The sequence below is a fragment of the Rhizobium sp. BK212 genome (genome assembly GCF_014197475.1).
GTDB classification, from domain to species: domain Bacteria; phylum Pseudomonadota; class Alphaproteobacteria; order Rhizobiales; family Rhizobiaceae; genus Rhizobium; species Rhizobium anhuiense.
Genome location: NZ_JACIFS010000001.1, coordinates 786,480 through 810,153 on the forward strand (window position 1 = coordinate 786,480; position 23,674 = coordinate 810,153).

Annotated in this window: 22 protein-coding genes; 10 read left to right on the forward strand and 12 right to left on the reverse strand. The window is 62.5% G+C overall.

Annotation, left to right across the window (positions count from 1 at the left end; genetic code table 11):
• Positions 1-15: 15 nt before the first annotated feature.
• Both FHT79_RS03765 and FHT79_RS03770 read right to left on the reverse strand, forming a co-directional pair.
• The gene (locus FHT79_RS03765) at positions 16-1,224 is read right to left on the reverse strand and encodes an amidohydrolase/deacetylase family metallohydrolase (protein WP_183902970.1); all 1,209 of its coding nucleotides are present in this window, start codon (positions 1,222-1,224) and stop codon (positions 16-18) included.
• A 266-nt stretch (positions 1,225-1,490) separates the two neighbouring features.
• Positions 1,491-2,360 carry a sigma-70 family RNA polymerase sigma factor gene (locus FHT79_RS03770; protein WP_183902971.1) on the reverse strand — a complete coding sequence of 290 codons (870 nt, stop codon included), beginning with the start codon at positions 2,358-2,360 and terminating at the stop codon, positions 1,491-1,493.
• Between the two features lie 126 nt (positions 2,361-2,486).
• On the opposite strand from FHT79_RS03770, the gene FHT79_RS03775 reads away from it, so the two are divergent.
• Positions 2,487-2,945, forward strand: coding sequence for a carboxymuconolactone decarboxylase family protein (locus FHT79_RS03775; RefSeq protein ID WP_047613475.1), 459 nt, complete (start codon positions 2,487-2,489; stop codon positions 2,943-2,945).
• A 90-nt stretch (positions 2,946-3,035) separates the two neighbouring features.
• Here the strand turns inward: FHT79_RS03775 and rhaI are convergent, their stop codons facing one another.
• Both rhaI and FHT79_RS03785 read right to left on the reverse strand, forming a co-directional pair.
• Positions 3,036-4,328: an L-rhamnose catabolism isomerase gene (rhaI, locus tag FHT79_RS03780; RefSeq protein ID WP_028755723.1), complete on the reverse strand. Its 1,293-nt coding sequence runs from the start codon at positions 4,326-4,328 to the stop codon at positions 3,036-3,038.
• A 217-nt stretch (positions 4,329-4,545) separates the two neighbouring features.
• On the reverse strand, positions 4,546-6,642 hold the full coding sequence (locus tag FHT79_RS03785) for a bifunctional rhamnulose-1-phosphate aldolase/short-chain dehydrogenase (RefSeq protein ID WP_047612966.1): 2,097 nt from the start codon (positions 6,640-6,642) through the stop codon (positions 4,546-4,548).
• A gap of 199 nt (positions 6,643-6,841) precedes the next feature.
• On the opposite strand from FHT79_RS03785, the gene FHT79_RS03790 reads away from it, so the two are divergent.
• From FHT79_RS03790 to FHT79_RS03825, 8 genes are all read left to right on the forward strand, one after another.
• Positions 6,842-7,654 (forward strand): DeoR/GlpR family DNA-binding transcription regulator, encoded by an 813-nt coding sequence (locus FHT79_RS03790; protein ID WP_028755721.1) that lies wholly within the window; start codon positions 6,842-6,844, stop codon positions 7,652-7,654.
• Between the two features lie 48 nt (positions 7,655-7,702).
• Complete coding sequence (gene rhaS, locus FHT79_RS03795; RefSeq protein WP_028755720.1) at positions 7,703-8,698, forward strand: rhamnose ABC transporter substrate-binding protein; 996 nt, start codon at positions 7,703-7,705, stop codon at positions 8,696-8,698.
• Positions 8,699-8,770: 72 nt separating this feature from the next.
• Positions 8,771-10,306 carry a sugar ABC transporter ATP-binding protein gene (locus FHT79_RS03800; RefSeq protein WP_183902972.1) on the forward strand — a complete coding sequence of 512 codons (1,536 nt, stop codon included), beginning with the start codon at positions 8,771-8,773 and terminating at the stop codon, positions 10,304-10,306.
• A 9-nt stretch (positions 10,307-10,315) separates the two neighbouring features.
• Positions 10,316-11,317: an ABC transporter permease gene (locus tag FHT79_RS03805; RefSeq protein ID WP_028755718.1), complete on the forward strand. Its 1,002-nt coding sequence runs from the start codon at positions 10,316-10,318 to the stop codon at positions 11,315-11,317.
• A complete protein-coding gene (locus FHT79_RS03810) occupies positions 11,314-12,321 on the forward strand; it encodes an ABC transporter permease (RefSeq protein WP_028755717.1) in 1,008 nt (335 codons plus the stop codon). The genes FHT79_RS03805 and FHT79_RS03810 overlap by 4 nt, the downstream gene beginning before the upstream one ends.
• Complete coding sequence (gene rhaM, locus FHT79_RS03815) at positions 12,318-12,638, forward strand: L-rhamnose mutarotase (RefSeq protein ID WP_028755716.1); 321 nt, start codon at positions 12,318-12,320, stop codon at positions 12,636-12,638. Before FHT79_RS03810 ends, rhaM begins: the two co-directional genes overlap by 4 nt.
• Entirely contained in the window at positions 12,635-14,014 is a 1,380-nt protein-coding gene (locus FHT79_RS03820; protein WP_183902973.1) for an FGGY-family carbohydrate kinase, read from the forward strand. Before rhaM ends, FHT79_RS03820 begins: the two co-directional genes overlap by 4 nt.
• Positions 14,015-14,093: 79 nt before the next feature.
• A complete protein-coding gene (locus FHT79_RS03825; RefSeq protein ID WP_183902974.1) occupies positions 14,094-14,852 on the forward strand; it encodes a fumarylacetoacetate hydrolase family protein in 759 nt (252 codons plus the stop codon).
• A gap of 13 nt (positions 14,853-14,865) precedes the next feature.
• Here the strand turns inward: FHT79_RS03825 and mmsB are convergent, their stop codons facing one another.
• The 7 genes from mmsB to FHT79_RS03860 form a co-directional block, all read right to left on the reverse strand.
• A complete protein-coding gene (gene mmsB, locus FHT79_RS03830; RefSeq protein ID WP_183902975.1) occupies positions 14,866-15,747 on the reverse strand; it encodes a 3-hydroxyisobutyrate dehydrogenase in 882 nt (293 codons plus the stop codon).
• A 9-nt stretch (positions 15,748-15,756) separates the two neighbouring features.
• Positions 15,757-17,352 (reverse strand): GMC family oxidoreductase N-terminal domain-containing protein, encoded by a 1,596-nt coding sequence (locus tag FHT79_RS03835; protein WP_183902976.1) that lies wholly within the window; start codon positions 17,350-17,352, stop codon positions 15,757-15,759.
• 137 nt (positions 17,353-17,489) lie between these two features.
• Positions 17,490-18,479: a branched-chain amino acid ABC transporter permease gene (locus tag FHT79_RS03840; RefSeq protein ID WP_028755711.1), complete on the reverse strand. Its 990-nt coding sequence runs from the start codon at positions 18,477-18,479 to the stop codon at positions 17,490-17,492.
• Position 18,480: 1 nt separating this feature from the next.
• Entirely contained in the window at positions 18,481-19,368 is an 888-nt protein-coding gene (locus tag FHT79_RS03845) for a branched-chain amino acid ABC transporter permease (RefSeq protein WP_047612951.1), read from the reverse strand.
• 4 nt (positions 19,369-19,372) lie between these two features.
• Positions 19,373-20,074, reverse strand: a complete 702-nt coding sequence (locus tag FHT79_RS03850) for an ABC transporter ATP-binding protein (protein WP_028755709.1) — start codon at positions 20,072-20,074, stop codon at positions 19,373-19,375.
• Entirely contained in the window at positions 20,074-20,856 is a 783-nt protein-coding gene (locus tag FHT79_RS03855; RefSeq protein ID WP_047612949.1) for an ABC transporter ATP-binding protein, read from the reverse strand. Before FHT79_RS03855 ends, FHT79_RS03850 begins: the two co-directional genes overlap by 1 nt.
• Positions 20,857-20,861: 5 nt before the next feature.
• Positions 20,862-22,067: an ABC transporter substrate-binding protein gene (locus FHT79_RS03860; protein ID WP_028755707.1), complete on the reverse strand. Its 1,206-nt coding sequence runs from the start codon at positions 22,065-22,067 to the stop codon at positions 20,862-20,864.
• A gap of 174 nt (positions 22,068-22,241) precedes the next feature.
• Between FHT79_RS03860 and FHT79_RS03865 the strand changes: the two genes are divergently transcribed.
• Positions 22,242-23,192, forward strand: coding sequence for a LysR family transcriptional regulator (locus tag FHT79_RS03865; RefSeq protein ID WP_047614914.1), 951 nt, complete (start codon positions 22,242-22,244; stop codon positions 23,190-23,192).
• Here FHT79_RS03865 and FHT79_RS03870 read toward each other — a convergent pair whose 3' ends face one another.
• Positions 23,193-23,531, reverse strand: coding sequence for a cupin domain-containing protein (locus FHT79_RS03870; RefSeq protein ID WP_028755705.1), 339 nt, complete (start codon positions 23,529-23,531; stop codon positions 23,193-23,195).
• Between the last annotated feature and the right edge of the window lie 143 nt (positions 23,532-23,674).

Below are 23,674 nucleotides of genomic sequence, written 5' to 3' on the forward strand. Positions count from 1 at the left end.
CCTCTTCAGCCAATCCTACCTGTAGGAATAGCCGTGGCTGTGGCGCACCAGCTTGCGTGCCCGCGGCACGTAGCGGCTGGCGGCGAAGGCATCGGCGCCCATCACTGCGTAGCGCGGCTCGAACAGCTTGTTGAGAACCGAGACGTCGCCATTGGAATCCGTCGCTTCGAGGTCGGAATCGACCAGGTCGAAAATCGTGAATTCGGCTTTAGAGCCGACCGAAAGCCGATTTTCCATCGACAGCTTGATGACGGATGCCGGCGCATGGGTGACGGCTTCCACCACCTTGTCGAAGGGCATGCCGACGCTCAGCAGCTTCGACATCGTCGTCGCCAGGTCCCAGACCGGGAAATTCATCGAATGGCCGTGCAGGTCGGTCGAGATCGAGAATGGCAGCAGCCCGCGCGCGATTGCCGCTTCGGCGACCTTGAAGGAGAAGGAGGCGCCGCCATGGCCGATGTCGAGACGGATGCCCTCGGAGGCGCAGCGCTCGGCGAGAGTGAAGAGGTCCTCGTCCTCCATGATGCTCGAACCGGCCTTGCCGTTGAAGCAATGGGTGACGACGTCGCCGGGGCCGAGGATCTCCAGCACCTCATCATAGAGCGCCGGCGGCTCGCCGACATGCACCATCATCGGCACTTTCAAAATCTTGGCGATCTTCTTGCCGAGCTTGACCGGCGTCACGCCCCAAGAGCCGGTGATGACATGGCTGGCGCGCACCTTGATGCCGACGATATGCTCGCTGTTTTCGGCATAGACTTCGAGGATGCGGTCGAGATCGATATCTCTTATATCCCTGAGTTCGGCGACGCGATTGCAGGCGACGAGGCCGATCGAGCCCAGATTCAGGAAGGCCTTGATGCGTTCGCGCGAGGGCTCGATGATATATTCGCGGAAGCCATGGAAATTCGCCTCACCGGCCGAACCGGCATCGACCAGCGTGGTGACGCCGCGCTCGACACCGCATTCGGAGGGGCGGATGGAGATGTCGGTGCCGCCGTGCCAGATATGCACGTGCAGGTCGACCCAGCCGGGTGAGATGAAGGCGCCTTTGCCGTCGATGCGCGTCACATCCTGCGAGACCGCAAGCGACGGACCAATCTCGGCGATCCTGCCGTCGGCATTGACGAGAATGTCGATCATCCCCTCGGATGTGCCCGCACCGAAAGCCATCGGTCTGACATTGGTGAGGAGGAGCGGCTTCTTCGCCTGATCGCCGGACATGATATGCATTCCTTTCGAAGTCTCGGACCGGGATCACTCTCGGTCATCTCTTGTCATCATGGAAAAGGTGGGGGGCTGGAGATGATGCCGCAGCGCATACCCATCATAATTCCATAATTATGCTATATAAATCTTTATAATAGAATAAAGCCGGACACACCGCTGTCAAGGAAAATGACACGGCCCTCGCCACTGAGGAAACGCCAGCGGGCACGCTCCTTTCGAAGCGCGCCTGTTTCGAAGATCCGGAAAATTGACGTTTGTTTTCAATCTCGAAGGATCGAATAGTCGAGCCGTTCCAGGTGATCCGGATCGGCGATGGCGTCGATCGCGGCGATCCTGCCATCGTCGATCGTCAGCGACACCACGACGCGCAGCTGGCCCGCGATCTGCACGACGAATCCGAGCTCGCCGTCGACGATGGCGATTTCGGCTGCCTGGGCCCGGCCCTTGAAGGCTTCGGCCACCTGAGCTGCGCCGCGCATCTCGCCAATGGTGCCGAAGCGGGCGGCCGTCGCATCCGGCCGGAAGACGACGTCAGGAGCAAGCACCGCGATCAAGCCTTCCAGATCGCCGTTCCGCGACGCCGTCAGAAAGGCCTCGGCGATCGTCCGCTTGCGACCGAGATCGACATCAGGCGCTTCGTCCAAGCCCTGCACCCGGCGGCGGGCGCGGCTTGCGAGCTGGCGGGTGGCGGCCGACGAACGGCCGATGATCGGGGCGATCTCGTCGAAGGGCAGATCGAACATGTCGTGCAGCACGAAGGCGACACGTTCGGCGGGCGCCAATGTCTGCAGCACCACGAGCAGCGCCATGCCGACCGAATCGGCAAAGGCGGCCTCACGCTCCGGATCCTTCGCCGGATCGGCGATCCCGGCATGGAGCGGCGCCTCCAGCGGCTCCTCGCGCCGGCTCTTGCGGGCGCGCAGCATGTCGAGGCAGATGCGCGCCACCACCGTCGTCAGCCAGCCGCCGAGATTGCCGACCCCTGTCGTGTCCGTGCGGTTGAGCCGCAGCCAGGCCTCCTGAACGGCATCATCTGCCTCGCTGCGCGAGCCGAGCATGCGATAAGCGGCAGCCCCCAGATGCGCCCTGTTCGCCTCGAATTCATCGGCCAGCCATTTTTTCTCGTCCATGTGTCACATTCCTCCGCTGCGTTCCGTCAGAGCCATGACGCATGAAACCCGGCCGATGTGACAGCGCCGGCGGATCGTCAAACGACAAACGCATCAAGGAGACATATCATGCAGGAAAAATTGGTCATGCAGGAGAGAATGGGAAATCCAGCCCTTGTCCTTCCCGCGGCCATGCAGGCGCTCAATGCGCTCAGCAAGGTGCCGACAGAAACCGGTCTTTCGCCAAAGCTGCTCGAACTGGTCAATCTGCGCGCCAGCCAGATCAACGGCTGCAGCGTATGCATCGATGGTCATTGGCGCATTGCCCGCAAACACGGCGAGACCGACGAGCGGCTCTTTGCCGTCGCCGGCTGGCGCGACGCCCCCTATTATAGCAATGCCGAACGCGCCGCGCTTGCGCTCACCGAGGCGATCACCCGCCTCAGCGATCGGGCGGATCCGGTGCCGGATGATATCTGGGATGAAGCGACCCGGCACTACGATGGCAAAAGCCTTGCGGCCCTCGTCGTCGCCATCGCCAATATCAATGTCTGGAACCGGCTGAACGTCGCCACCCGACAGGTCGCGGGGCAATGGAAGCCGTAAAACGGCGAGCCGCCGGCGGTGCATCACCTCTTCGCTGCCGGCGGCCGCTTTTTGTTGGCATGACCTCAGATCATGCGAGACGATTGACGCTCAGATGATACCGCCGCCGCCGGCAGCGGAAGCCGGACGCTCGGCCGCCACTTGTCTGCGGTAACCGCTGGCGCGGTAGACGGCGATCGGGTCGATCGCGCCGCCGGCCCTGCGGCGCGCTTCGGCGAGGATCGGCTCGACATCGGCGCGATAGGCGCGCTTCAGCGTTTCCGACGCCATCAGCGCGTCATTGTCGTCCTGGTAACCGGAGAGTGCCTTGCGGTCGACGATCAGCGCCTGCGCATAGGCGCGGCGGATTTCGTTGGCGCTGTTGATCAGGCTTTCGATCGGATCGGTGACATTGTGCGACTGGTCGATCATATGGGCCGGGTTGAAATCGTTGACGCCGCGCTGCTCGGCATCGACCAGCTCGTTGAACACCAGGAACAGCCGGTAAGGATCGATCGCGCCGGCATCGAGATCGTCGTCGCCATATTTCGAATCGTTGAAGTGGAAACCGCCGAGCTTGCCGAACTGGATCAGGCGGGCGACGATCATCTCGATATTGGTGTTCGGCGCATGGTGGCCGAGGTCGACGAGGCAGTAGGCCTTGGGGCCGAGCGTCTGGGCGATCAGGTAGTTGGTGCCCCAATCTTGCACGATGGTGGAATAGAAGGCCGGCTCGTACATCTTGTGCTCGGAGAACAGCTTCCAATCATCGGGCAGCGCCTTGTAAATGTCAGCCATCGAGGCGAGGTAACGCTCGAAAGCCTTGGTGAAATGGCTCTGGCCGGGGAAGTTCGAGCCGTCGCCGATCCAGACCGTCAATGCCTTGGAGCCGAGCGCCTTGCCGATCTCGATGCATTCCAGATTGTGCTCGACTGCCTGCGCCCGCGTTGCCGCGTCGGTATGGCTGAGCGAACCGTATTTGTAGGAATGGGCCTGGCCGGGCGCATCGGAAAAGGTGTTGGAGTTCATCGCATCGAAGCCGAGGCCGAGCGCGTCGCCCTTGGCCTTCAACTCCCGTGCATCCGCCTTGTCCCAGGGGATATGCAGGGAGACATTCGGCGTCGCTTGCGTCAGCTGGTTGATGACGGCGCAATCGTCGAGCTTGTCGAAAATCCCGCGCGGCTCGCCGGTGCCGGGGAAACGGGCAAACCGCGTGCCGCCGGTGCCCACACCCCAGGAGGGAACGGCGACGAAGAATTCGGCAACCCTGCGGGTGACCGCCTCGATATCGACGCCGCGGCGGGCAAGCGCTGCGCCCAGCGCCTCGTAATCGGCTTTCAGCGCGGTTGCCCGTTTGTCGTTATCCGTTGCGACCAGATCCTGCGCGATCCTGAATTCGGCCATGTCTTCCTCCCGGTTATGCATTTTAAACATTGGGACTTTGCCGTAGCGGCAGCCCCTCATCCGCCTGCGGGCACCTTCTCCCCGTTCAGACGGGGAGAAGGGAATTTGCCGCGCCGTCTCCGTCCCGCTCCAACGCTTCGTCAGGCAAGTCCCCTCTCCCCGTCATGACGGGCAGAGGGTTAGGGTGAGGGGCCGACGCATCCGCCGTCAATCAAAATCAGCGCGTAAAGCTCTGCACGTTGCCGGCATCGACGTTGATGATGTTGCCGGTCGATTTTGCCGAGAGGTCCGAAGCGAGGAAATAGATCGCCTCGGCGATATCTTCCGGAAACACGTTGAGTTTCAGCATCGAACGCTTGCGGTAATGTTCCTCGAGATCGTCCACCTCGATCTTCGACGAGGCGGCGCGCTGCTCGCGCCATTCGCCGCTCCAGATCTTCGAGCCGCGCAGGACGGCATCCGGGTTGACCGTGTTGACGCGGATGCCGGCATCGGCACCTTCCAGCGCCAGGCAGCGGGCGAGATGGATTTCGGCAGCCTTGGCGGTGCAATAGGCAGACGCGTTCGGCGAGGCGGCAAGACCGTTTTTCGAGGCGACGAAGATGACGTTGCCGCCGAGCGCCTGACGGCGGAACAGGCGGAACGCTTCACGCGAGACGAGGAAATAACCGGTCGCCAGAATATCGATATTGCGGTTCCAGGTCGACAGCTCGGTTGTTTCGATCGGCGCGGAGGAGGCAATGCCGGCATTCGAGACGAGAATATCGACGCCGCCGAATTCGACGCAGGCTTCCACGAAGGCGGCGATCACCGCATGTTCCTGGGTGACGTCGAGCCGGACGCTGCGGACGGCGTCGGCGCCATATTTCTTGACGAAATCAGCTTCGGTGCCCTCGAGCGCCGCCTGGTCGATATCGGCAAGCACCACGCAGGCGCCCTCGCCGACGAGGCGCGCCGCCGTCGCCCGGCCGATGCCGCCGGCGCCGCCGGTGACGAAGGCGACGCGGCCGGCGAGGCTCTTCGGCTTCGGCATGCGCTGGAGCTTGGCCTCTTCAAGCAGCCAGTATTCGATATCAAAGGCTTCCTGCTCCGGCAGGCCCTGATATTCCGAGACCGTCGACGCCCCGCGCATGACATTGATGGCGTTGACGTAGAATTCGCTGGCGATGCGGGCCGTCGCCTTGTCGCGAGCAAAGGACAGCATGCCGACGCCGGGGACGAGGAAGATGACCGGATTGGCGTCGCGCATGGCCGGCGAATTGTCATGCTTGCAGTCGTTGTAATAGCGGGCGTAATCGGCGCGGTAGTCCTCCAGCGCCTGGTCGAGACCGGCGACGATCGCGTCGACATCCGGCTTGGCCGGATCGAAATCGACGATCAGCGGGCGAATCTTGGTGCGCAGGAAATGATCCGGGCAGCTGGTGCCGAGCGCGCCGAGCGGGCGCAAATCCTTGGAATTGACGAATTCGAGCACGGCGTCCTGATCGTCGAAATGGCCGAGCTTGCGCTCCTGCTTGCCGATGCGGCCGCGGATTTCCGGCATCAGCCGGGCAGCGATGGCGCGGCGCTCGGCAACGGCCAGGCTCTGCGTGACGGCGCCGCCGAAAATCGTCTTTCCCTCGGTCTTTCCGGCAAACCAGACGATCGCCTTGTTGATGATATCGAGCGTCAGCTCATAGCAGGCCTTGGCGTCGTCAGCCCAGGTGAAGAGGCCATGGCTTTCGAGCACGACGCCCTTGGCATTCGGATTGGCGGCGACGAAAGCGCCGAGGTCGAGGCCGAGCTGGAAGCCCGGGCGACGCCAGGGCAGCCAGCCGATCTCGTCGCCGAAGATCTGCTGCGTCAGCTCCCTGGAATTCTTCGATGCGGCGATCGCGATGATCGCATCGGGATGCATGTGGTCGACATGGGTGAAAGGCACGAAACCGTGCAGCGGCGTATCGATCGAGGCGGCGCGGGCGTTCAGGTTGAAGGTGCAGTGCGGCAGGAAGCCGACCATGCGGTCCTCATCCTCGACGCCCTTGTAGATGCCCTTCAGCGATTCCAGCTTGTCCTGGTAGAGTGTCGCGAAACCGTCGAGCTTGATCGTGCCGACATCGCCGCCCGAACCCTTGACCCAGAGCACCTTGACTTTGCCGCCGGTCAACGGATCGGTTTCCATTACCTTCGCCGAGGTGTTGCCGCCGCCGTAATTGGTGATGCGCTTGTCGGCGCCGAGCAGGTTGGAGCGATAAAGCAGCTTGCCGGGCTCGTCGAGACCTGCCGCGTAACCATCATCCCACCGGTTTTCCAGAAGCCGGACGTTCGCCGCCATGTCATCCTCCCATATGAAATCGTCATCGGGGCGCGAGGGTTCGCGCCCCTTTTCGTTGACGGTATCGCTCATCAAAACGCAGCTTGTCAATCGAAAACGATCAAATTCGATTATTGTGCAGCGCAATATGAAAATTTATGATCGTTTTTGATTGACACATTGTCATATGTGGGAAATAAACGATTGAAGGAGGAGCCCCATGCACGAACGCGAACGCCATCGCATTATTCTGAGCGCCGTTCAGGAAAAGTCCGTCGTGACGGTTCAGGATATTTCCGAACTGACCGAGGCTTCCGAGGCGACGATCCGGCGCGACATCGCGGCTCTTCATGTCCAGGGCAAGATCCGGCGTGTGCGCGGCGGCGCCGAGGCGGTGCATCCACCGCAGCTCGGCAATCTTGCCGGGCGCCCTTTCCGTGTTTCGGAATCGGTCAACATCGACAAGAAACGCGCAATCGCCCGCCAGGCGGTCGAGCTTTGCGATCCGGGTGACGCGATCATCATCAATGGCGGCACGACCACCTTCCAGATGGTGCATTTCATGGCGGCGCACCGCCTGCAGGTGATGACCAACTCCTTCGCGATCGCCGAACATCTGGTCAAGCATTCGAAGAACACGGTGACAGTGCCGGGCGGCGCGATCTATCGCGAACAGAGCCTGATCCTCTCCCCCTTCGACAATGACGCGATCCGCAATTTCTACGCCCGCCGTTTCTTCATCGGCGCGCAGGGTATCGGCCCGCTCGGCATCATGGAAGCCGACGCGCTGATCATCCAGAGCGAACAGAAGCTGATGCATCAGGCCGACGAATTGGTCGTCATGGCCGATTCCAGCAAGTTCCATCGCCGCTCGAGCCTCATTCTTTGCCCGCTCGAGCGTGTGTCGACTGTGATCACCGATGACGGCATTCCGGAGGAAGCCGCCAGGATGATCGAGAATGCCGGCATCAGGCTCATTGTCGCGAGCCCGGTCGCCCAGGCAATCAAGGAGGATTCCTCGTCGGTCGCATGAGGCGCCGGCCAGGTGTGAAGAGTGTCAATCAAGTGGGAGGATGAAAGCATGAAACTCGCAAAGAAACTCGCAATCGGCGTGGCATTTGCCGTCGCCATGATGGCGGGAACGGCCAGCGCCGCCGACATCAAGATCGGCCTCGTCGTCAAGTCGCTCGGCAACGGCTTCTTCGATGCCGCCAACAAGGGCGCGCAGGAAGCTGCCAAGGAACTCGGCGGCGTCGAGGTCATCTATACCGGTCCGACGTCGACGACGGCCGAAGGCCAGATCGAAGTCATCAATTCGCTGATCGCCCAGGGCGTCAACGCCATCGCCGTTTCGGCCAATGATCCTGACGCGCTCGTTCCGGCGCTGAAGAAGGCGGCGCAACGCGGCATCAAGGTGATCTCCTGGGATTCGGGCGTCGCGCCTGAAGGCCGTATCCTGCAGCTCAACCCGTCGTCCAACGAGCTGATCGGCAAGATGTGCCTGACGCTCGCCAAGGACCATCTCGACGGCGGCAAGGGCGACTTCGCCATCCTGTCGGCAACGACCACCTCGACCAACCAGAACATCTGGATCGACCAGATGAAGAAGCAGCTCAAGGATTTCCCGGGCCTGAACCTCGTCACGACAGTTTATGGCGACGACCTCTCGGACAAGTCCTATCGTGAAGCCGAAGGCCTGTTGAAGTCGAACCCGAACGTCAAGGTCATCGTCGCTCCGACGACCGTCGGCGTTCTCGCTGCTTCGAAGGTCGTCGAAGACAAGGGCCTTGTCGGCAAGGTCTACGTCACCGGCCTCGGCCTGCCGTCCGAAATGGCCGGCGCGATCAAGTCGGGCGCCACGAAGGAATTCGCCATCTGGAACCCGATCGACCTCGGCTACTCCGCAACGCAGATCGCGTATCGCCTCGTCAAGGGCGAAACCGACGGCAAGCCGGGCAGCGAGATCGAAGTCGGCCGCATGGGCAAGATCAAGGTCGGCGACAACGGCGAAGCCGCCATGGCCGATCCCTTCGTCTACAATGCTTCGAACATCGACCAGTTCTCCAAGGTCTTCTGATCCGGAGCGACGCATAAAAGCCCGGCGGCTCGACGGCCGCCGGGATTCTCATTCGACACTGGTAGAAGCTTGATGAACGCCGCCTTTCAACAAACCGCCACGGACAGCAAAACCGGTGATGCGCCAGCCATTCTGGAAATGCGCGGCATCTCCCAGATCTTCCCGGGCGTGAAGGCGCTCGACAATGTCAGCATCGCGCTGCATCCCGGCACGGTGACGGCGCTGATCGGCGAAAACGGTGCCGGCAAATCGACGCTCGTCAAGATCCTGACCGGAATCTACCGGCCGAATGAAGGCGAGATCCTCGTCGACGGCCGGCCGGTAACCTTTGCCAGCGCCCAGGCCGCGATCGATGCCGGCGTCACCGCCATCCATCAGGAAACCGTGCTGTTCGACGAGCTGACGGTTGCCGAAAACATCTTCCTCGGCCATGCGCCGCGCACACGTTGGCGCACCATCGATTGGCAGACGATGAACAGCCGCGCAAAGGCGCTGCTGACCGCGCTCGAAAGCAATATCGATCCGACGATCCGGCTGAAGGACCTCTCGATCGCGCAGCGCCATCTGGTGGCGATTGCGCGCGCACTGTCGATCGAGGCCCGCATCGTCATCATGGACGAACCGACGGCAGCCCTTTCCCGCAAGGAGATCGACGATCTCTTCCGCATCGTCCGGGGCCTGAAGGAACAGGGCAAGGCGATCCTGTTCATCAGCCACAAGTTCGACGAGGTTTACGAGATCGCCGACGACTTCGTCGTCTTCCGCGACGGCCGCGCCGTCGGCCAGGGTCGGCTCAAGGACACGCCGCAGGACGAGATCGTCCGCATGATGGTCGGCCGCGACGTCGAAAACGCCTTTCCGAAGATCGATGTCGCCATTGGCGGCCCGGTTCTGGAGATCAGCCATTACAGCCACCGCACCGAATTCCGCGACATCTCCTTCACCCTGCGCCAGGGCGAGATTCTCGGCATATACGGCCTGATCGGCGCCGGCCGCTCGGAACTGTCGCAATCGCTCTTCGGCATCACCAGGCCGCTCTCCGGCAAGATGATGCTCGAAGGCCGCGAGATCACCATCCATTCGCCGGAGGATGCGATCCGCGCCGGCATCGTCTATGTGCCGGAGGAACGCGGCCGCCATGGACTGGCGCTGCCGATGCCGATCTTCCAGAACATGACGCTGCCGTCACTTGCCCGCACCTCGCGCCGGGGTTTCCTCAGGGCGGCAGAAGAATTCGCGCTCGCCCGCAAATATGCCGAGCGGCTGGATTTGCGCGCGGCGGCCCTTTCCGTGCCGGTCGGCACGCTGTCGGGCGGCAACCAGCAGAAGGTCGTCATCGGCAAATGGCTGGCGACCGCGCCGAAGGTCATCATCCTCGACGAACCCACCAAGGGCATCGATATCGGCTCGAAGGCGGCCGTGCACGGCTTCATCAGCGAACTCGCCGCCGAGGGCCTGTCGATCATCATGGTCTCATCCGAACTGCCCGAAATCATCGGCATGTCGGACCGCGTGCTGGTGATGAAGGAAGGCCTGTCTGCCGGAATTTTCGAACGCGCCGAACTGTCACCGGAAGCGCTGGTGCGCGCCGCCACCGGCAATGCATGAGGTAGACACATGGCAAGACTGATCAGAAAACGCGAAACCCTGCTCTTCGCCATCATCGTCGTGATGATCGCGATCTTTTCGACGCGCGCTGCCGATTTCGCAACGCCGGAGAATCTCGCCGGCATTTTCAACGATACCTCCATCCTGATCATCCTGGCGCTGGCGCAGATGACGGTCATCCTGACAAAATCGATCGACCTGTCGGTTGCCGCCAACCTCGCCTTCACCGGCATGGCGATCGCGATGATGAATGCCGCCTATCCCGACCTGCCGCTCGTCCTGCTCATCCTTGCCGCGATCGTCATTGGCGCCTGCCTCGGCGCCATCAACGGCTTTCTTGTCTGGGCGCTCGAAATTCCGCCGATCGTCGTCACGCTTGGCACGCTCACCATCTATCGCGGCATGGCCTTCGTGCTGTCGGGTGGGGCTTGGGTCAACGCCCATCAGATGACGCCGGTCTTCCTGTCGGTGCCGCGCACGCCGATCCTCGGCCTGCCCGTCCTCGGCTGGGTGGGGATCGTTATCGTGCTCCTGATGTATGTCCTGCTCCGATATACCCAGTTTGGCCGCTCGGCCTATGCGACCGGCGGCAATCCGACCGCGGCCGTCTATGCCGGCATCGATACGGGCTGGACGAAATTCCTCGCCTTCGTCCTGTCGGGCGCGCTCGCCGGCCTGGCGAGCTATCTCTGGGTATCGCGTTACGCCGTCGCCTATGTCGATATCGCCAACGGCTTCGAACTCGACAGCGTCGCGGCCTGCGTCATCGGCGGCATCTCGATTGCCGGCGGTGTCGGGTCGGTCGCCGGCACCGTGCTCGGCGCACTTTTCCTCGGCGTCATCAAGAATGCGCTGCCGGTGATCGGCATTTCACCCTTCACGCAGATGGCGATCTCCGGAACCGTCATCATTCTCGCCGTCGCCTTCAATGCCCGGCGCGAGCGCAACCGCGGCCGCATCATCCTGCGCGACCGCGCGGCAGCCGAGGTCAGAACGGAGGCAGCAGCATGAGCACCGTGTCCACACATGAAAAGCGGGTCATTCCCGACCGCCTCGGCACACCCTTCCGCCGCATCCTTGCAAGCTGGGAAGTGCTGCTCTTTGCGGTCGCCGTCCTGATCTTCATCTTCAATTCCTTGGCCTCGCCCTATTTCCTCGATGCCTGGAACCTTTCGGACGCCACCTTCAACTTTACCGAAAAGGCGATGATCGCCTTCGCCATGGCACTGCTGGTCATCGCTGGCGAAATCGACCTCTCGGTCGCCGCGATCATCGCGCTCGCCTCGACGGCGATGGGCGCGGCGGCGCAAGTCGGCATCGGCACGCCGGGCCTGGTCGCGATCGGCATCGGCACCGGTCTTGCCTGCGGCACCTTCAACGGCGTGCTGGTCTCGGTGCTGAAACTGCCGTCGATCGTCGTCACCATCGGCACGATGAGCCTGTTCCGCGGCATTTCCTATATCGTGCTCGGCGACCAGGCCTATGGCAAATACCCGGCCGATTTTGCCTATTTCGGCCAGGGTTATGTCGTCTGGGTGTTCTCCTTCGAATTCGTGCTCTTCATCGTGCTGGCGATCCTCTTCGCCATCCTCTTGCATGCGACGAATTTCGGCCGGCAGGTCTATGCGATCGGCAATAACGACTTCGCCGCCCGCTTCTCCGGCATCCCGGTCGAGCGCGTCAAATTCATCCTCTTCCTGCTGACCGGCGTCATGAGCGGCGTCGCCGCCGTCTGCCTGACCTCGCGCCTCGGCTCGACCCGGCCGTCGATCGCCCAGGGCTGGGAACTCGAGGTCGTCACCATGGTCGTGCTCGGCGGTATCTCGATCCTCGGTGGCTCCGGCACGATCGGCGGCGTCGTCATCGCCGCCTTCGTCATGGGCCTCGTCACCTTCGGCCTCGGCCTCTTGAACGTGCCCGGCATCGTCATGTCGATCTTCATCGGCCTGCTTCTGATCATCACCATCGCCATCCCGATCATCGCCCGCCGCGTCAAGCTCATGAGTTCCCGATGACAGCAGAGAAACACGCTTTCAAGATGCAGCTCCATCCCGGCATGGAAGCCGAATACCGCAGACGGCATGACGAGATCTGGCCGGAACTGGTCGATCTCCTGCACAAGTCCGGCGCCAGCGACTATTCCATCCATCTCGACCGCGAGACCAACACGCTGTTCGGCGTGCTGACGCGGCCGGCCGACCATACGATGGCGAGCCTGCCGGACCACCCTGTGATGAAGAAATGGTGGGCCCATATGGCCGATATCATGGCGACGAATCCGGATAATTCGCCCGTGCAAAGCGACCTCGTCACCCTCTTCCATATGCCATGAACGCCCCCTCCTATCACCGCATCGCCGTCCTCGACATCGGCAAGACCAATGCCAAGGTCGTCGTGCTCGACAGCGAGACCGGCGCCGAAATCGCCGTGCTGAAGCGACCGAACATCGCGATCAAAACGGGTCTCTATCCGCACTACGATATTGAGGCGCTCTGGTCCTTCGCCCTCGATGCGCTGAAGAGCCTTGCGCGTGAGCCGGGTTTCGACGCCATTTCGATCACCACCCATGGCGCCTCCGCAGCACTCCTTGCCCGGGACGGCGCGCTTGCCATGCCTGTTATCGACTACGAGCACGAATATCCGCAGGAGATCCGCGATGCCTATACGGCGTTGCGTCCCTCCTTCGACGAAACCTTCTCGCCGCGCCTTGCGATGGGCCTCAATGTCGGCGCGCAGCTGCACTACCAGAAGACCGCCTTTCCCGAGGAATTCGCTAAAGGTGCGACCATCCTCACCTATGCGCAATATTGGACGGCGCGGTTGACGGGTATTGCCGCCAATGAGCTGACCTCGCTCGGCTGCCATACCGATCTGTGGAACCCGAGAGTCGGCAACTATTCCTCACTCGTCGACAGGCTCGGGATCCGCGACCTGATGGCGCCGATCCGCTCCGCCTTCGATGCGCTCGGCCCGGTCCTGCCCGAGATCGCCGCAGAACTCGGCCTTGCCGCACCCGTGCCGGTCTATTGCGGCATTCACGATTCAAATGCCTCGCTGCTGCCGCATCTGGTCCATCGGGAGGCGCCCTTCGCCGTCGTCTCCACCGGCACATGGGTGATCAATTTCGGCGTCGGCGGCGATCTCGACCATCTCGACCCCAACCGCGATGCGCTCGCCAATGTCGATGCCTATGGCCGGGCCGTCCCCTCGTCGCGTTTCATGGGCGGCCGGGAATTCGAGATCCTTTCTGCCGAAATCGGCCCAGTCGACGAAAAGGCCGTCCAGGCGGCAATCGGCCCGGTCATCGACAAGGGCATGATGCTCTTGCCGAATATCGCCGCCGGTTCCGGGCCTTTTCCGGGAAAGGCAAGCCGCTGGATCGGCGCCGAAGAGGCAAGCCGCGAGCAGCGCTATGCAACTGCCTGCCTCTATCTCGCTTTGATGACCGATGCCTGCCTCGGTCTGATCGGCGCCAAAGGCCCGGTTATCGTCGAAGGGCCTTTTGCCCTGAATGGCACCTATCTCAAGCTGCTCGCCGCCCTAACCGGTCGTGAAGTCATGGCCCTTCCGGGCTCGACCGGCACCAGCCAGGGGGCGGCCCTTCTGACCGGCATCCGGCCGGCGTCGGGTACCGAGACGCATATTCCGCCGACCGATATCCCGGGTCTGACCGCCTATCGCACCCACTGGTACGCGGCGATGGAATAGGAGCTTTTCCAAGAACGGACCTTGTTCATCCCTGTCTTGTGGTTAGTGTGCACCTCGAAAATCAGGTCGAGGAGATAGCATGACAGAGACATTCGATCCGCGCGCCCTTGCAACCAGGCTTCACGGCCTGCACCAGGCCGGCCGGCAGGAGGCAACGAGCACTTTCGCGCTGCCAGCCGATCTGCATCAGGCGATGGCGGTGCAGAATTTGCTGGCCGCCGCAGACGGCGTTTCCAGCAATGCCTGGAAGGTGACGGTCTCGCCGCAGGGCCAAGCGGTCGCTGCTCCGCTGCATCCCTATGCCGAAGCCGTTTCGGGCGCTGATATTCCCTGGTATCCGGGCCTGAAATTCGAGACCGAGATCGCGGTGCGCCTCGGCAGCGACCTGCCGATCCGCGCGGGCACAGCCTACAGCCGCACCGAAGTGGTCGGGGCGATCTCCGCTGTCCATCTCGGCGCCGAGCTGCTGGTCAGCGCCGTCAGCGAGAGCGGCAGCGTTTCGTTTCTGCTGTTCGTCGCCGACCGACTCGGCAATAGCGGCTATGTGCTCGGTCCGACGCTCGAAAAAAGCGTCGTCGACACCGTCGGCGGAACGCCGCTCAAGGTCACCCATGCCGGCCGCACGATCTATGATGGCCCGGCGCAGCATCCGAAGGGCGACGTTCTCACCTGGCTGATCGATTACGCCAATGACGGTTTGCGCCCCGAGACATCGCTGAAGGCAGGCGCGCTCATCACGACGGGCACGTTGAGCGGCGCGATCGAACTGACCGAACCCGGCGACATCGACATCCTGCTCGGTGACGCCAGGTTGAGCTTCTCGGTGTCGAAGGATTGATTGACCGCGGTGCCTACGCCTTCTCGCGAAACATCTCGATGATCGCGGAAAAATCCTTTCCGCCATTGCCCAGCTTCTCGAAGAGCGCAAAAAGCTGTGCTGCTTCCGCGCCGAGTGGCGTGGAAGCGCCGCTCGTCAGCGCCGCTTCCTGGGAGAGTCTCAGATCCTTCAGCATCAAAGCCGCGGCAAAGCCCGGCTTATAGCCGTTGTTCGCGGGCGAAGTCGGCACCGGCCCCGGAACCGGGCAATAGGTATTGAGCGACCAGCATTGGCCCGACGAGGTCGAGGCGACATCGAACAGTGCCTGATGCGAAAGCCCGAGCTTCTCGGCAAGCACGAAACCCTCACAGACACCGATCATCGAAATGCCGAGGATCATGTTGTTGCAGATCTTCGCCGCCTGGCCGGCGCCGGCCTCACCGCAATGGACGATCTTCTTTCCCATCGCCTCCAGGATCGGCTTTGCCTTGGTGAAGGCCTCTTCCGCGCCGCCGGCCATGAAGGTCAGCGTGCCGGCGGTCGCCCCGCCGGTACCGCCGGAGACGGGGGCGTCGAGCGACAGGCAGCTGGCGGCCTTGGCCATCTCATGCGCCTTGCGGCTGCTTTCGACATCGATTGTGGAGCAATCGATGACCAGCGTGCCTTGCGCAGCCGACTGCAGGATATCGGCCCAGGCCGTCAGCACATGTTTGCCCTGTGGCAGCATTGATATGACGATGTCGGCGTCCTTGACCGCCTGGCTGGCATGGCTAGCCGGCTTGACCCCGCTCTCCTCGGCCGCCTTCAGCACCGACGCCGCGAGATCGAAGCCGAGGACCTCGTGACCTGATTTGACCAGATTGGCCGCCATCGGCCCGCCCATGTTGCCAAGCCCGATGAATGCGATCCTTGCCATGGTCTTCTCCTATCGATTGTCTTCGAGGATCATCGCTGCCGCCTTTTCGGCGATCATGATCGTCGGCGAATTGGTGTTGCCCGAGGTGATCGACGGCATCACCGAGGCGTCGGCGATCCTGAGCTTTCCGAGCGCCCGGAATTTCAGCCTGGGATCGACGACGCTGTCCCTGTCGGCGCCCATCCGGCAGGTGCCGACGGGATGGAAGATCGTCGTCCCGATATCGCCCGCCGCCCGCTCCAGATCGGCCTCCGTCTGATAGCTCGGCCCCGGCTTGAATTCTTCCGGCCTGAAACGGGCAAAGGAAGGCTGCGCGACGATCTTGCGCGTCAACCGTATAGAACGGACAGCTATGTCACGATCGCGCTGCGTCGAGAGGTATTTCGGACTGATCGTCGGCTGGGCGGCAAAATCCGGGCTCGACAGATGCACCGAACCCCGGCTTTCCGGCCGGAGATTACAGACGCTCGCAGTGATCGCCGGGAAAGGATGGACGGGATCGCCGAACTTATCCAGCGAGACCGGCTGCACGTGATATTGCAGATCCGGCGTTTCCCGGTCCGGGCCGGAGCGGGTGAAGATGCCGAGCTGGCTCGGCGCCATCGCCATCGGCCCGGAGCGGCGCACGAGATATTCAAGCCCGATCGCCGCCTTGCCGATCAGCTTCGTCGCCTTCTCGTTCAGCGTCGGAACACCCGTCACCCTATAGGCGAGACGCAGCTGCAGATGATCCTGCAGGTTCTCGCCGACACCCTTCACTTCCGCGACGACATCGACGCCGGCTTGGCTGAGAACCTCGCCCCTGCCGATACCGGACAGTTCCAGGATATGCGGCGAGCCGATCGAACCGGCTGAAAGGACGGTTTCTTTGGCGGCATAGGCGCGCTTCGCCTCACCGCGATGCTGGAATTCGACGCCGGCAACGGCGCCTTCCTCCACCAGCAGCCGCCGGACCTGCGCCTTGGTGAGCACCGTCAGGTTGGAGCGCTTCATCGCCGGGCGCAGGAAGGCCTTCGAGGTGTTCCAGCGAATGCCGGAACGCTGATTGACGTCGAAATAGCCGGACCCTTCGTTGCTGCCGCGGTTGAAATCCGCGATCTCCGGGATGCCCGCTTCCCTGGCCGCCTGTTGGAAGGCATCGAGCACGGCCCAGCGCACACGCGCCTTCTCGATGCGCCATTCGCCGCCGGCGCCATGCATCTCGTCTTCGCCGCGATAAAAATCCTCGGACTTGCGGAAGAAGGGCAGCACATCGTCCCAGCCCCAGCCGCTGCAGCCCATCTGCCGCCAGAGGTCGTAGTCGCGCGCCTGACCGCGCATGTAGATCATGCCGTTGATCGACGAACAGCCGCCGAGCACCTTGCCACGCGGATAGCTCAGCGCCCGGCCATTCAGACCGGCTTCCGGCGCAGTGGTGAAGCACCAGTCGGTGCGCGGATTGTTGATGCAATAGAGATAACCGACCGGAATATGGATCCAGTGGTAGTTGTCGCTGCCGCCGGCTTCGAGCAGCAGCACCCGGCTCCTGTTATCAGCGGATAGCCGGTTTGCGAGCACGCAGCCGGCGCTGCCTGCCCCGATGATGATGTAGTCGTAACGATCCATGTGCCCTGCACGAAACTCCAGATGCTTGCCGCTTCCCCCTCCCCGCAGCGCGGGGAGAGGAAGAGTCGCAGCGCCGCCGCCCGTCTCCTTTCCCGGGAAAGAGGGATTCTTTCCTGGAAAAAGAGAGGTCCGCCCGTTCAGCGGCGATAGACGAAGCCCAGTTTCCGCCCCAGCCGCGAGGCGTAGAATTCACCGATGATGCCGCGGCGGAAGATCAACACGCAGACCATGAAGACGATGCCGGTGATGATCGTCACCGGGAATTCCGACGTGGCCAGGTAGTTTTCCAGCGCCACCACCAACCCGGCGCCGAAGAGCGGGCCGATCAGCGTGCCGATGCCGCCGAGCAGCGTCATCAGGATCACCTCGCCCGACATCTGCCAGGCGACGTCGGTCAGCGTTGCGAACTGGAAGACAATCGATTTGACAGCACCCGCGAGCCCGGCAAGCGCTGCCGACATGACGAAGGCGCCGAGCTTGTAGCGCGCCACGGAATAACCGAGCGAGATCGCCCGCTGCTCGTTTTCACGGATCGATTTCAAGATCATGCCGAACGGTGAGTTGATGAAACGCCAGATGATCAAGACGCCAATGATGAAAACAGCCAGCACGAAATAATACATGTTGGTCGAGCTGTTCAGATCGATGAAACCGAAGAGATGGCCCCGCGGCACGGACTGGATGCCGTCCTCGCCCTCGGTGAACTCCGCCTGCAGGCAGAAGAAGAAGAACATCTGCGACAGCGCCAGCGTGATCATCGCAAAATAGATGCCCTGGCGGCGGATGGCGAAGAAGCCCATGACCAGGCCGAGAAACGCCGCACCCACCACCCCGATCAGAATGCCGAGTTCCGGCGGCAGGCCCCATGTCTTCACCGTGTAGGCGGTGAAATAGGCCGCTCCCCCGAAGAAGGTGGCATGGCCGAAGGAAAGCAGGCCGGTATAGCCGAGCAGCAGGTTGAAGGCGCAGGCAAAGAGGGCGAAGCAGAGCAGCTTCATCAGGAAGATCGGATAGAAGAAGAACGGCGCCAAGAGCAGGAGCAGCAGCCCCGCCAGCAGGAAACCCGCCTGCACCGACAGAGCGGTTCGGTTTTTTTCCGTTCGGATGGTTTCGGTGATGTCAGCCATGTCAAGCATCCCGTCCGAAGAGGCCCGCGGGCCTGATGAGAAGCACGATCGCCATGATGACGAAGATCACGATGTTGGAAGCCTCGGGATAGAAGACCTTGGTCAGACCCTCGGCGATGCCGAGCACATAACCGGTGATGATCGCGCCCATGATCGATCCCATGCCGCCGACGACGACCACGGCGAAGACGACGATGATCATGTTCGATCCCATCAGCGGCGAGACCTGGTAGATCGGCGCCGCCAGCACGCCGGCAAAGGCGGCAAGACCGGCGCCGAGCGCGTAGGTGAGCGTCAAGAGCACCGGCACGTTGACGCCGAACACCTGCACCAGCACGGCGTTTTCCGTGGCGGCCCTGAGATAGGCGCCGAGCTTGGTCTTCTCGATCAGCAGCCAGGTGCCGAGGCAGACGACGAGCGAGACGACGACCACCCAGCCGCGATAGATCGGCAGGAACATGAAGCCGAGATTGGCCCCGCCGGCAAGCGCTGCCGGCGTCGCATAGGGCTGGCCGGAAGAGCCGTAGAGATAGCGGAAGGTGCCCTCGACCGCGAGCGCCAGGCCGAAGGTGAAGAGCAGGCCGTAGAGCGGATCGAGATCGTAGAGCCGGCGGAGGAACAGCCGCTCGATGATGGCACCGGCAAGGCCGACGATGACGGGCGCCACGATCAATGACGGCCAGTAGCCGATGCCGGCATAGGTCAGCAAGAGGTATGCGACGAAGGCGCCGAGCATATATTGCGCGCCGTGGGCGAAGTTGATCACCCGCAGCAGGCCGAAGATGATGGCGAGGCCGAGGCTGAGCAGCGCATAGAAGGAGCCGTTGATCAGGCCGATCAGCAGCTGGCCGAACAGCGCCTGCAGGGGAATGCCGAAGATCATCGTCATCTGGTCACACTCCCAGAACCTTGTGCAGCGTATCCATGCGCTGCGGCAGTTCACCGACCGGGAATTCCGACACCATCTGCCCATGATCCATCAGATAGAAGCGATCGGCAATACGGCTGGCGAAACGGAAATTCTGCTCGACGAGCAGGATCGTCATGCCGCGCTCCTTCAGCGTCTTCAGCACCTCGCCGATGCGCTGGACGATAACGGGGGCAAGCCCTTCCGTCGGCTCGTCGAGAATGAGCAGCTTGACGCCGGTACGCAGGATGCGGGCGATCGCCAGCATCTGCTGCTCGCCGCCGGAAAGCTTGGTGCCCGGGCTGCCGCGGCGCTCGTAGAGATTGGGGAAGAGCTCGTAGATTTCGTCGAGCGTCATGCCGCCCTCTGCCACGACAGGCGGCAGCAGCAGGTTTTCCGAAACGGTGAGCGTCGAGAAGATACCCCGCTCCTCCGGCACGAAGCCGATGCCCCGGTGCGCCGTCTTGTGCAGCGGCACCTGCATCATATCGCTGCCGGCAAAACTGATCTTGCCCTTGCGGGCGCGGACGATGCCGGTGATGGTGCGCAGCGTCGTCGTCTTGCCGACGCCGTTGCGGCCGAGAATGGTGATCGTCTCGCCTTCGGCCACCCGCATGTCGACGCCGTGCAGGACGTGACTTTCGCCGTACCAGGCATTGAGCCCCTGGACTTCGAGGAGAGCGGCCATCAATGCTCCTCCGTGCCCATATAAGCCACGCGGACGCGCTCGTCCTGGCTGACGGTGGCATAGTCGCCCTCGGCGAGGATCTCGCCGCGCTGCAGCACGGTGACGTGCTGGCAGATGTTGGCGACGACGGAGAGATTGTGCTCGACCATCAGCACCGCGCGCTCGCGGGCAACCTCGCGGATGATGGATGAAACGACGCCGACATCCTCCAGCCCCATGCCGGCCATCGGCTCGTCGAGCAACAGCACTTTGGGATCGAGCGCCAGCGTGGTGGCGATCTCCAGCACGCGCTTGCGGCCATAGGAAAGATCGGCGGCGATATGATCGCGCTCCTTGGAGAGCCCGACGCTGGCGAGCAGTTGCTCGGCGCGCTCGTTCAGCCGGTCGAGCGCCGACAGAGGCCGCCAGAACTGCGTGGAGAGATTGTTCGGCCGCTGCAGCGCCACCCGCACATTGTCGAGAACGGTGAGGTGTGGAAAGACCGCCGAGATCTGGAAGGAGCGCACCAGTCCCATGCGCGCCACCTTGTCGGGCGGCGTCCCGGTGATGTCGGTGCCCATCAGCGTGATCGTGCCCGATGTCGGCTGCAGGAACTTGGTCAGCAGGTTGAAGACCGTGGTCTTGCCGGCGCCGTTCGGGCCGATCAGTGCATGCACGCTGGCGTCATGCACGTCGAGATCGACATTCTTGACGGCCGTGAAGCCGCCGAAATCGCGGCGCAGGCCGCGGGCGGAGAGTACCACCCGCGGCTTTACCTGAGTTTCTATTGCGGAAACCGCCATCGTGCTTACTTCACCAGATCGCAGCCGCTCTTGGCGGGATCGATATAGGCTTCCTTGCCGGGAATGGTGGCGAGCACGTTGAAATAATCCCACGGCTCCTTGCTTTCGGACGGCTTCTTGACCTGCAGCAGGTACATGTCGTGGATCATGCGGCCGTTGGCGCCGACCGTGCCGCCACGGCCGAAGACGTCATCGACCGGCATTTCATGTAGTTGCTTGGCGACGGCTTCCGTTTCGTCGGTGCCAGCCTTCTGCACCGCCTTCAGATATTGCGTCACCGCCGAATAGGTGCCGGCATGGATCATGTTCGGCATCTTGCCGGTGCGGGCGAAGAACTTCTTGGCGAAGGCGCGGCTCTCGTCGTCGCGGTTCCAGTAATAACCTTCCGTCAGCGTCAGCCCCTGCGCCGCCTCGAGCCCGAGGCCGTGCACTTCGGCGAGCGTGAACAGCAACGCCGCCAGATGCTGGCCACCCTGGGTGATGCCGAATTCGGCCGCCTGCTTGATGGCATTCGAGGTGTCGAGGCCGGCATTGGCAAGGCCGATCACCTTGGCGCCGGATGATTGCGCCTGCAGCAGGAAGGACGAGAAGTCCTGGCTCGACAGCGGATGCCGGACGGCGCCGACGACCTTGCCGCCGCTCGCCTTGACGTAATCGCTGGTCTGCTGCTCGAGCGAATAGCCGAAAGCATAGTCGGCGGTCAGGAAGAACCAGCTGTCGCCGCCCTGCTTGACGAGTGCGCCGCCGGTGCCGACGGCGAGCGCATGGGTGTCGTAGGCCCAATGGAAGCCGTAAGGCGAGCAGGCCTTGCCGGTGAGATCGGTCGTCGCCGCACCGGTGACGATATCGATCTTCTTCTTCTCCTTGCCGATCGCCTGCACGGCGAGCGCCACCGACGAAGTCGTCAGTTCCATGATCGCATCCACCTGCTCGGTGTCGTACCACTGGCGGGCGATGTTGGAGGCGATATCCGGCTTGTTCTGGTGGTCGGCATCGACGATCTCAACCGGCACATCGAGCACCTTGCCGCCGAAATCCTCGACCGCCATCTTGGCGGCTTCGACGGAGGACTTGCCGCCGAAATCGGCATAGACACCCGACTGGTCGTTCAGGATGCCGATCTTGACCTTGCCGTCGGTCGCGCTCTGCGCGAGCACTGCGGTGCTGCTCGCAAGCAGAAATGCAACTGATGCAATAAGATTCTTACGCATTTTCTCTCCTCCCAGAGATTGGCCAGATTGCGGATCTGTTCAAATTTGGCCAGCCGCACTCCTCAGAACGACGGACCCTCACCTTACGATCACGGAAATTCCGCCCTGAGGCAACGGGTGGTTTACAACTAATTCCAAACAGTATCTGTTCATTTTTGAACAGAGGGGATCGCGATGAACAATCCACCGCAGTTTACTTGGGACGATCTGCAGTTTTTTCTAGCCGTCGCCCGCACCGGACAGCTGTCGACGGCGGCGCGCCAGCTGCGCTCCAGCCATGCCACCGTCTCGCGCCGCATCGACCGGCTGGAGTTCACCCTCAAGGTCAAGCTGTTCGAGCGCAATCCGCGCGGCTATGTGCTGACCGCCATGGGCACGCGCTTCGTCGAGACGGCCGAAAGGATGGAGCAGGAGACCGAACGGCTGCGCGCCGACCTTGCCGACGGCTCGATGGCGCAGCGCGGCCTGGTGCGCCTCAGCGCGCCAGAAGGTTTTGCCAATTTCTTCTTCGCGACCGTGCTGCCGCAGTTTGCCGCCCAGCATCCGCATCTGTCGCTGGAACTGGTGACGATCCAGCAGATCATGTCGCTGTCGCGCAAGGAGGCCGATCTTTCCGTCGTGCTCGACGAGCCGAAGGGCGGGCCTTATTTCGCCGAGAAACTGACCGACTACCATCTGCAGATCTACGGCTCGCGCGACTATCTGGCGAAGGCGCCTGCGATCACCTGCCGCGAAGACCTGCTTGAGCATCCCTTCGTCAGCTATATCGAGGAAATGATCTTCGCGCCGGGCCTGGACTATCTCGGCGACGTGCATCCGCGCATCAAGCCGCAATTCCAGAGCTCCAGCATCTTCGCGCAGCTCACCGCCACGAGAAACGGTCTCGGCCTCTGCATCCTGCCCTATTTCTTCGCCAGCCGTTATCCCGAACTGGTGCGCGTGCTGCCCGAGGAAATCGACCTCAAGCGCCATTACTGGATTACCTGCCACCGCGACCTGAAACAGGCGCCGCGCGTGCGCGCCGTCATCGATTTCCTGCGCGAGGCGGTGCGCGGCGAGGATACGCGCTTCGTGCCGCCCTATGTCACCGCCGCCGGCCCGGCGCGCCGGGCAAGGGAAAGCTGATTATTTCAGGAATTCAGCCCGGTGCGGGGTGAACGTATCGATCAGCCGGCCCTTTTCCAGGGCCTTGACGCCGTGGACGAGATTGGGAGGCACGATGAAGCTGCCCCCCTGCTGCAGGACTTCGGTCCGGCCATCGATCGTCACCTCGAAACTGCCTTCGGCGACATAGCTTGCCTGGATATGCGGATGCGAATGGGCAGCCCCGACGGCGCCGCTTTCGAAGGCCACTTCCACCATCATCATCTCGGGCAGATAGGTCATGATGCGCCTGACGACGCCGGGCTCCGGGTTGACCCATTCGGCGCCTTCGGCCGATACGAACAGATCGCTTGACGACATTTCCGCCTCCTCGTTGCAGAATCGATCGCGGGCAAAGTGGAGCATGCCGAGACTTTTGAAAAGATGGCGCGGCCCGTCTTTTCGAGACTGCCGCCTTCTGTTGACGCGGTCGGCTGGCGGGTCTATGGCCACTTAAGCGAGGC

Excerpts from the sequence above, each read along its gene's own strand:
- FHT79_RS03765 (WP_183902970.1), bottom strand. The coding sequence starts at position 1,224 with ATGTCCGGCGATCAGGCGAAGAAGCCGCTCCTCCTCACCAATGTCAGA.
- rhaI (WP_028755723.1), bottom strand. The coding sequence starts at position 4,328 with ATGGCCGAATTCAGGATCGCGCAGGATCTGGTCGCAACGGATAACGAC.
- FHT79_RS03865 (WP_047614914.1), top strand. The coding sequence starts at position 22,242 with ATGAACAATCCACCGCAGTTTACTTGGGACGATCTGCAGTTTTTTCTA.
- mmsB (WP_183902975.1), bottom strand. The coding sequence starts at position 15,747 with ATGGCAAGGATCGCATTCATCGGGCTTGGCAACATGGGCGGGCCGATG.
- FHT79_RS03775 (WP_047613475.1), top strand. The coding sequence starts at position 2,487 with ATGCAGGAGAGAATGGGAAATCCAGCCCTTGTCCTTCCCGCGGCCATG.
- FHT79_RS03785 (WP_047612966.1), bottom strand. The coding sequence starts at position 6,642 with ATGGCGGCGAACGTCCGGCTTCTGGAAAACCGGTGGGATGATGGTTAC.
- FHT79_RS03825 (WP_183902974.1), top strand. The coding sequence starts at position 14,094 with ATGACAGAGACATTCGATCCGCGCGCCCTTGCAACCAGGCTTCACGGC.
- FHT79_RS03840 (WP_028755711.1), bottom strand. The coding sequence starts at position 18,479 with ATGGCTGACATCACCGAAACCATCCGAACGGAAAAAAACCGAACCGCT.
- rhaS (WP_028755720.1), top strand. The coding sequence starts at position 7,703 with ATGAAACTCGCAAAGAAACTCGCAATCGGCGTGGCATTTGCCGTCGCC.
- FHT79_RS03870 (WP_028755705.1), bottom strand. The coding sequence starts at position 23,531 with ATGTCGTCAAGCGATCTGTTCGTATCGGCCGAAGGCGCCGAATGGGTC.
- FHT79_RS03810 (WP_028755717.1), top strand. The coding sequence starts at position 11,314 with ATGAGCACCGTGTCCACACATGAAAAGCGGGTCATTCCCGACCGCCTC.
- FHT79_RS03805 (WP_028755718.1), top strand. The coding sequence starts at position 10,316 with ATGGCAAGACTGATCAGAAAACGCGAAACCCTGCTCTTCGCCATCATC.
- FHT79_RS03850 (WP_028755709.1), bottom strand. The coding sequence starts at position 20,074 with ATGGCCGCTCTCCTCGAAGTCCAGGGGCTCAATGCCTGGTACGGCGAA.
- FHT79_RS03820 (WP_183902973.1), top strand. The coding sequence starts at position 12,635 with ATGAACGCCCCCTCCTATCACCGCATCGCCGTCCTCGACATCGGCAAG.
- FHT79_RS03770 (WP_183902971.1), bottom strand. The coding sequence starts at position 2,360 with ATGGACGAGAAAAAATGGCTGGCCGATGAATTCGAGGCGAACAGGGCG.
- FHT79_RS03790 (WP_028755721.1), top strand. The coding sequence starts at position 6,842 with ATGCACGAACGCGAACGCCATCGCATTATTCTGAGCGCCGTTCAGGAA.
- FHT79_RS03860 (WP_028755707.1), bottom strand. The coding sequence starts at position 22,067 with ATGCGTAAGAATCTTATTGCATCAGTTGCATTTCTGCTTGCGAGCAGC.
- FHT79_RS03835 (WP_183902976.1), bottom strand. The coding sequence starts at position 17,352 with ATGGATCGTTACGACTACATCATCATCGGGGCAGGCAGCGCCGGCTGC.
- FHT79_RS03855 (WP_047612949.1), bottom strand. The coding sequence starts at position 20,856 with ATGGCGGTTTCCGCAATAGAAACTCAGGTAAAGCCGCGGGTGGTACTC.
- FHT79_RS03800 (WP_183902972.1), top strand. The coding sequence starts at position 8,771 with ATGAACGCCGCCTTTCAACAAACCGCCACGGACAGCAAAACCGGTGAT.
- rhaM (WP_028755716.1), top strand. The coding sequence starts at position 12,318 with ATGACAGCAGAGAAACACGCTTTCAAGATGCAGCTCCATCCCGGCATG.
- FHT79_RS03845 (WP_047612951.1), bottom strand. The coding sequence starts at position 19,368 with ATGACGATGATCTTCGGCATTCCCCTGCAGGCGCTGTTCGGCCAGCTG.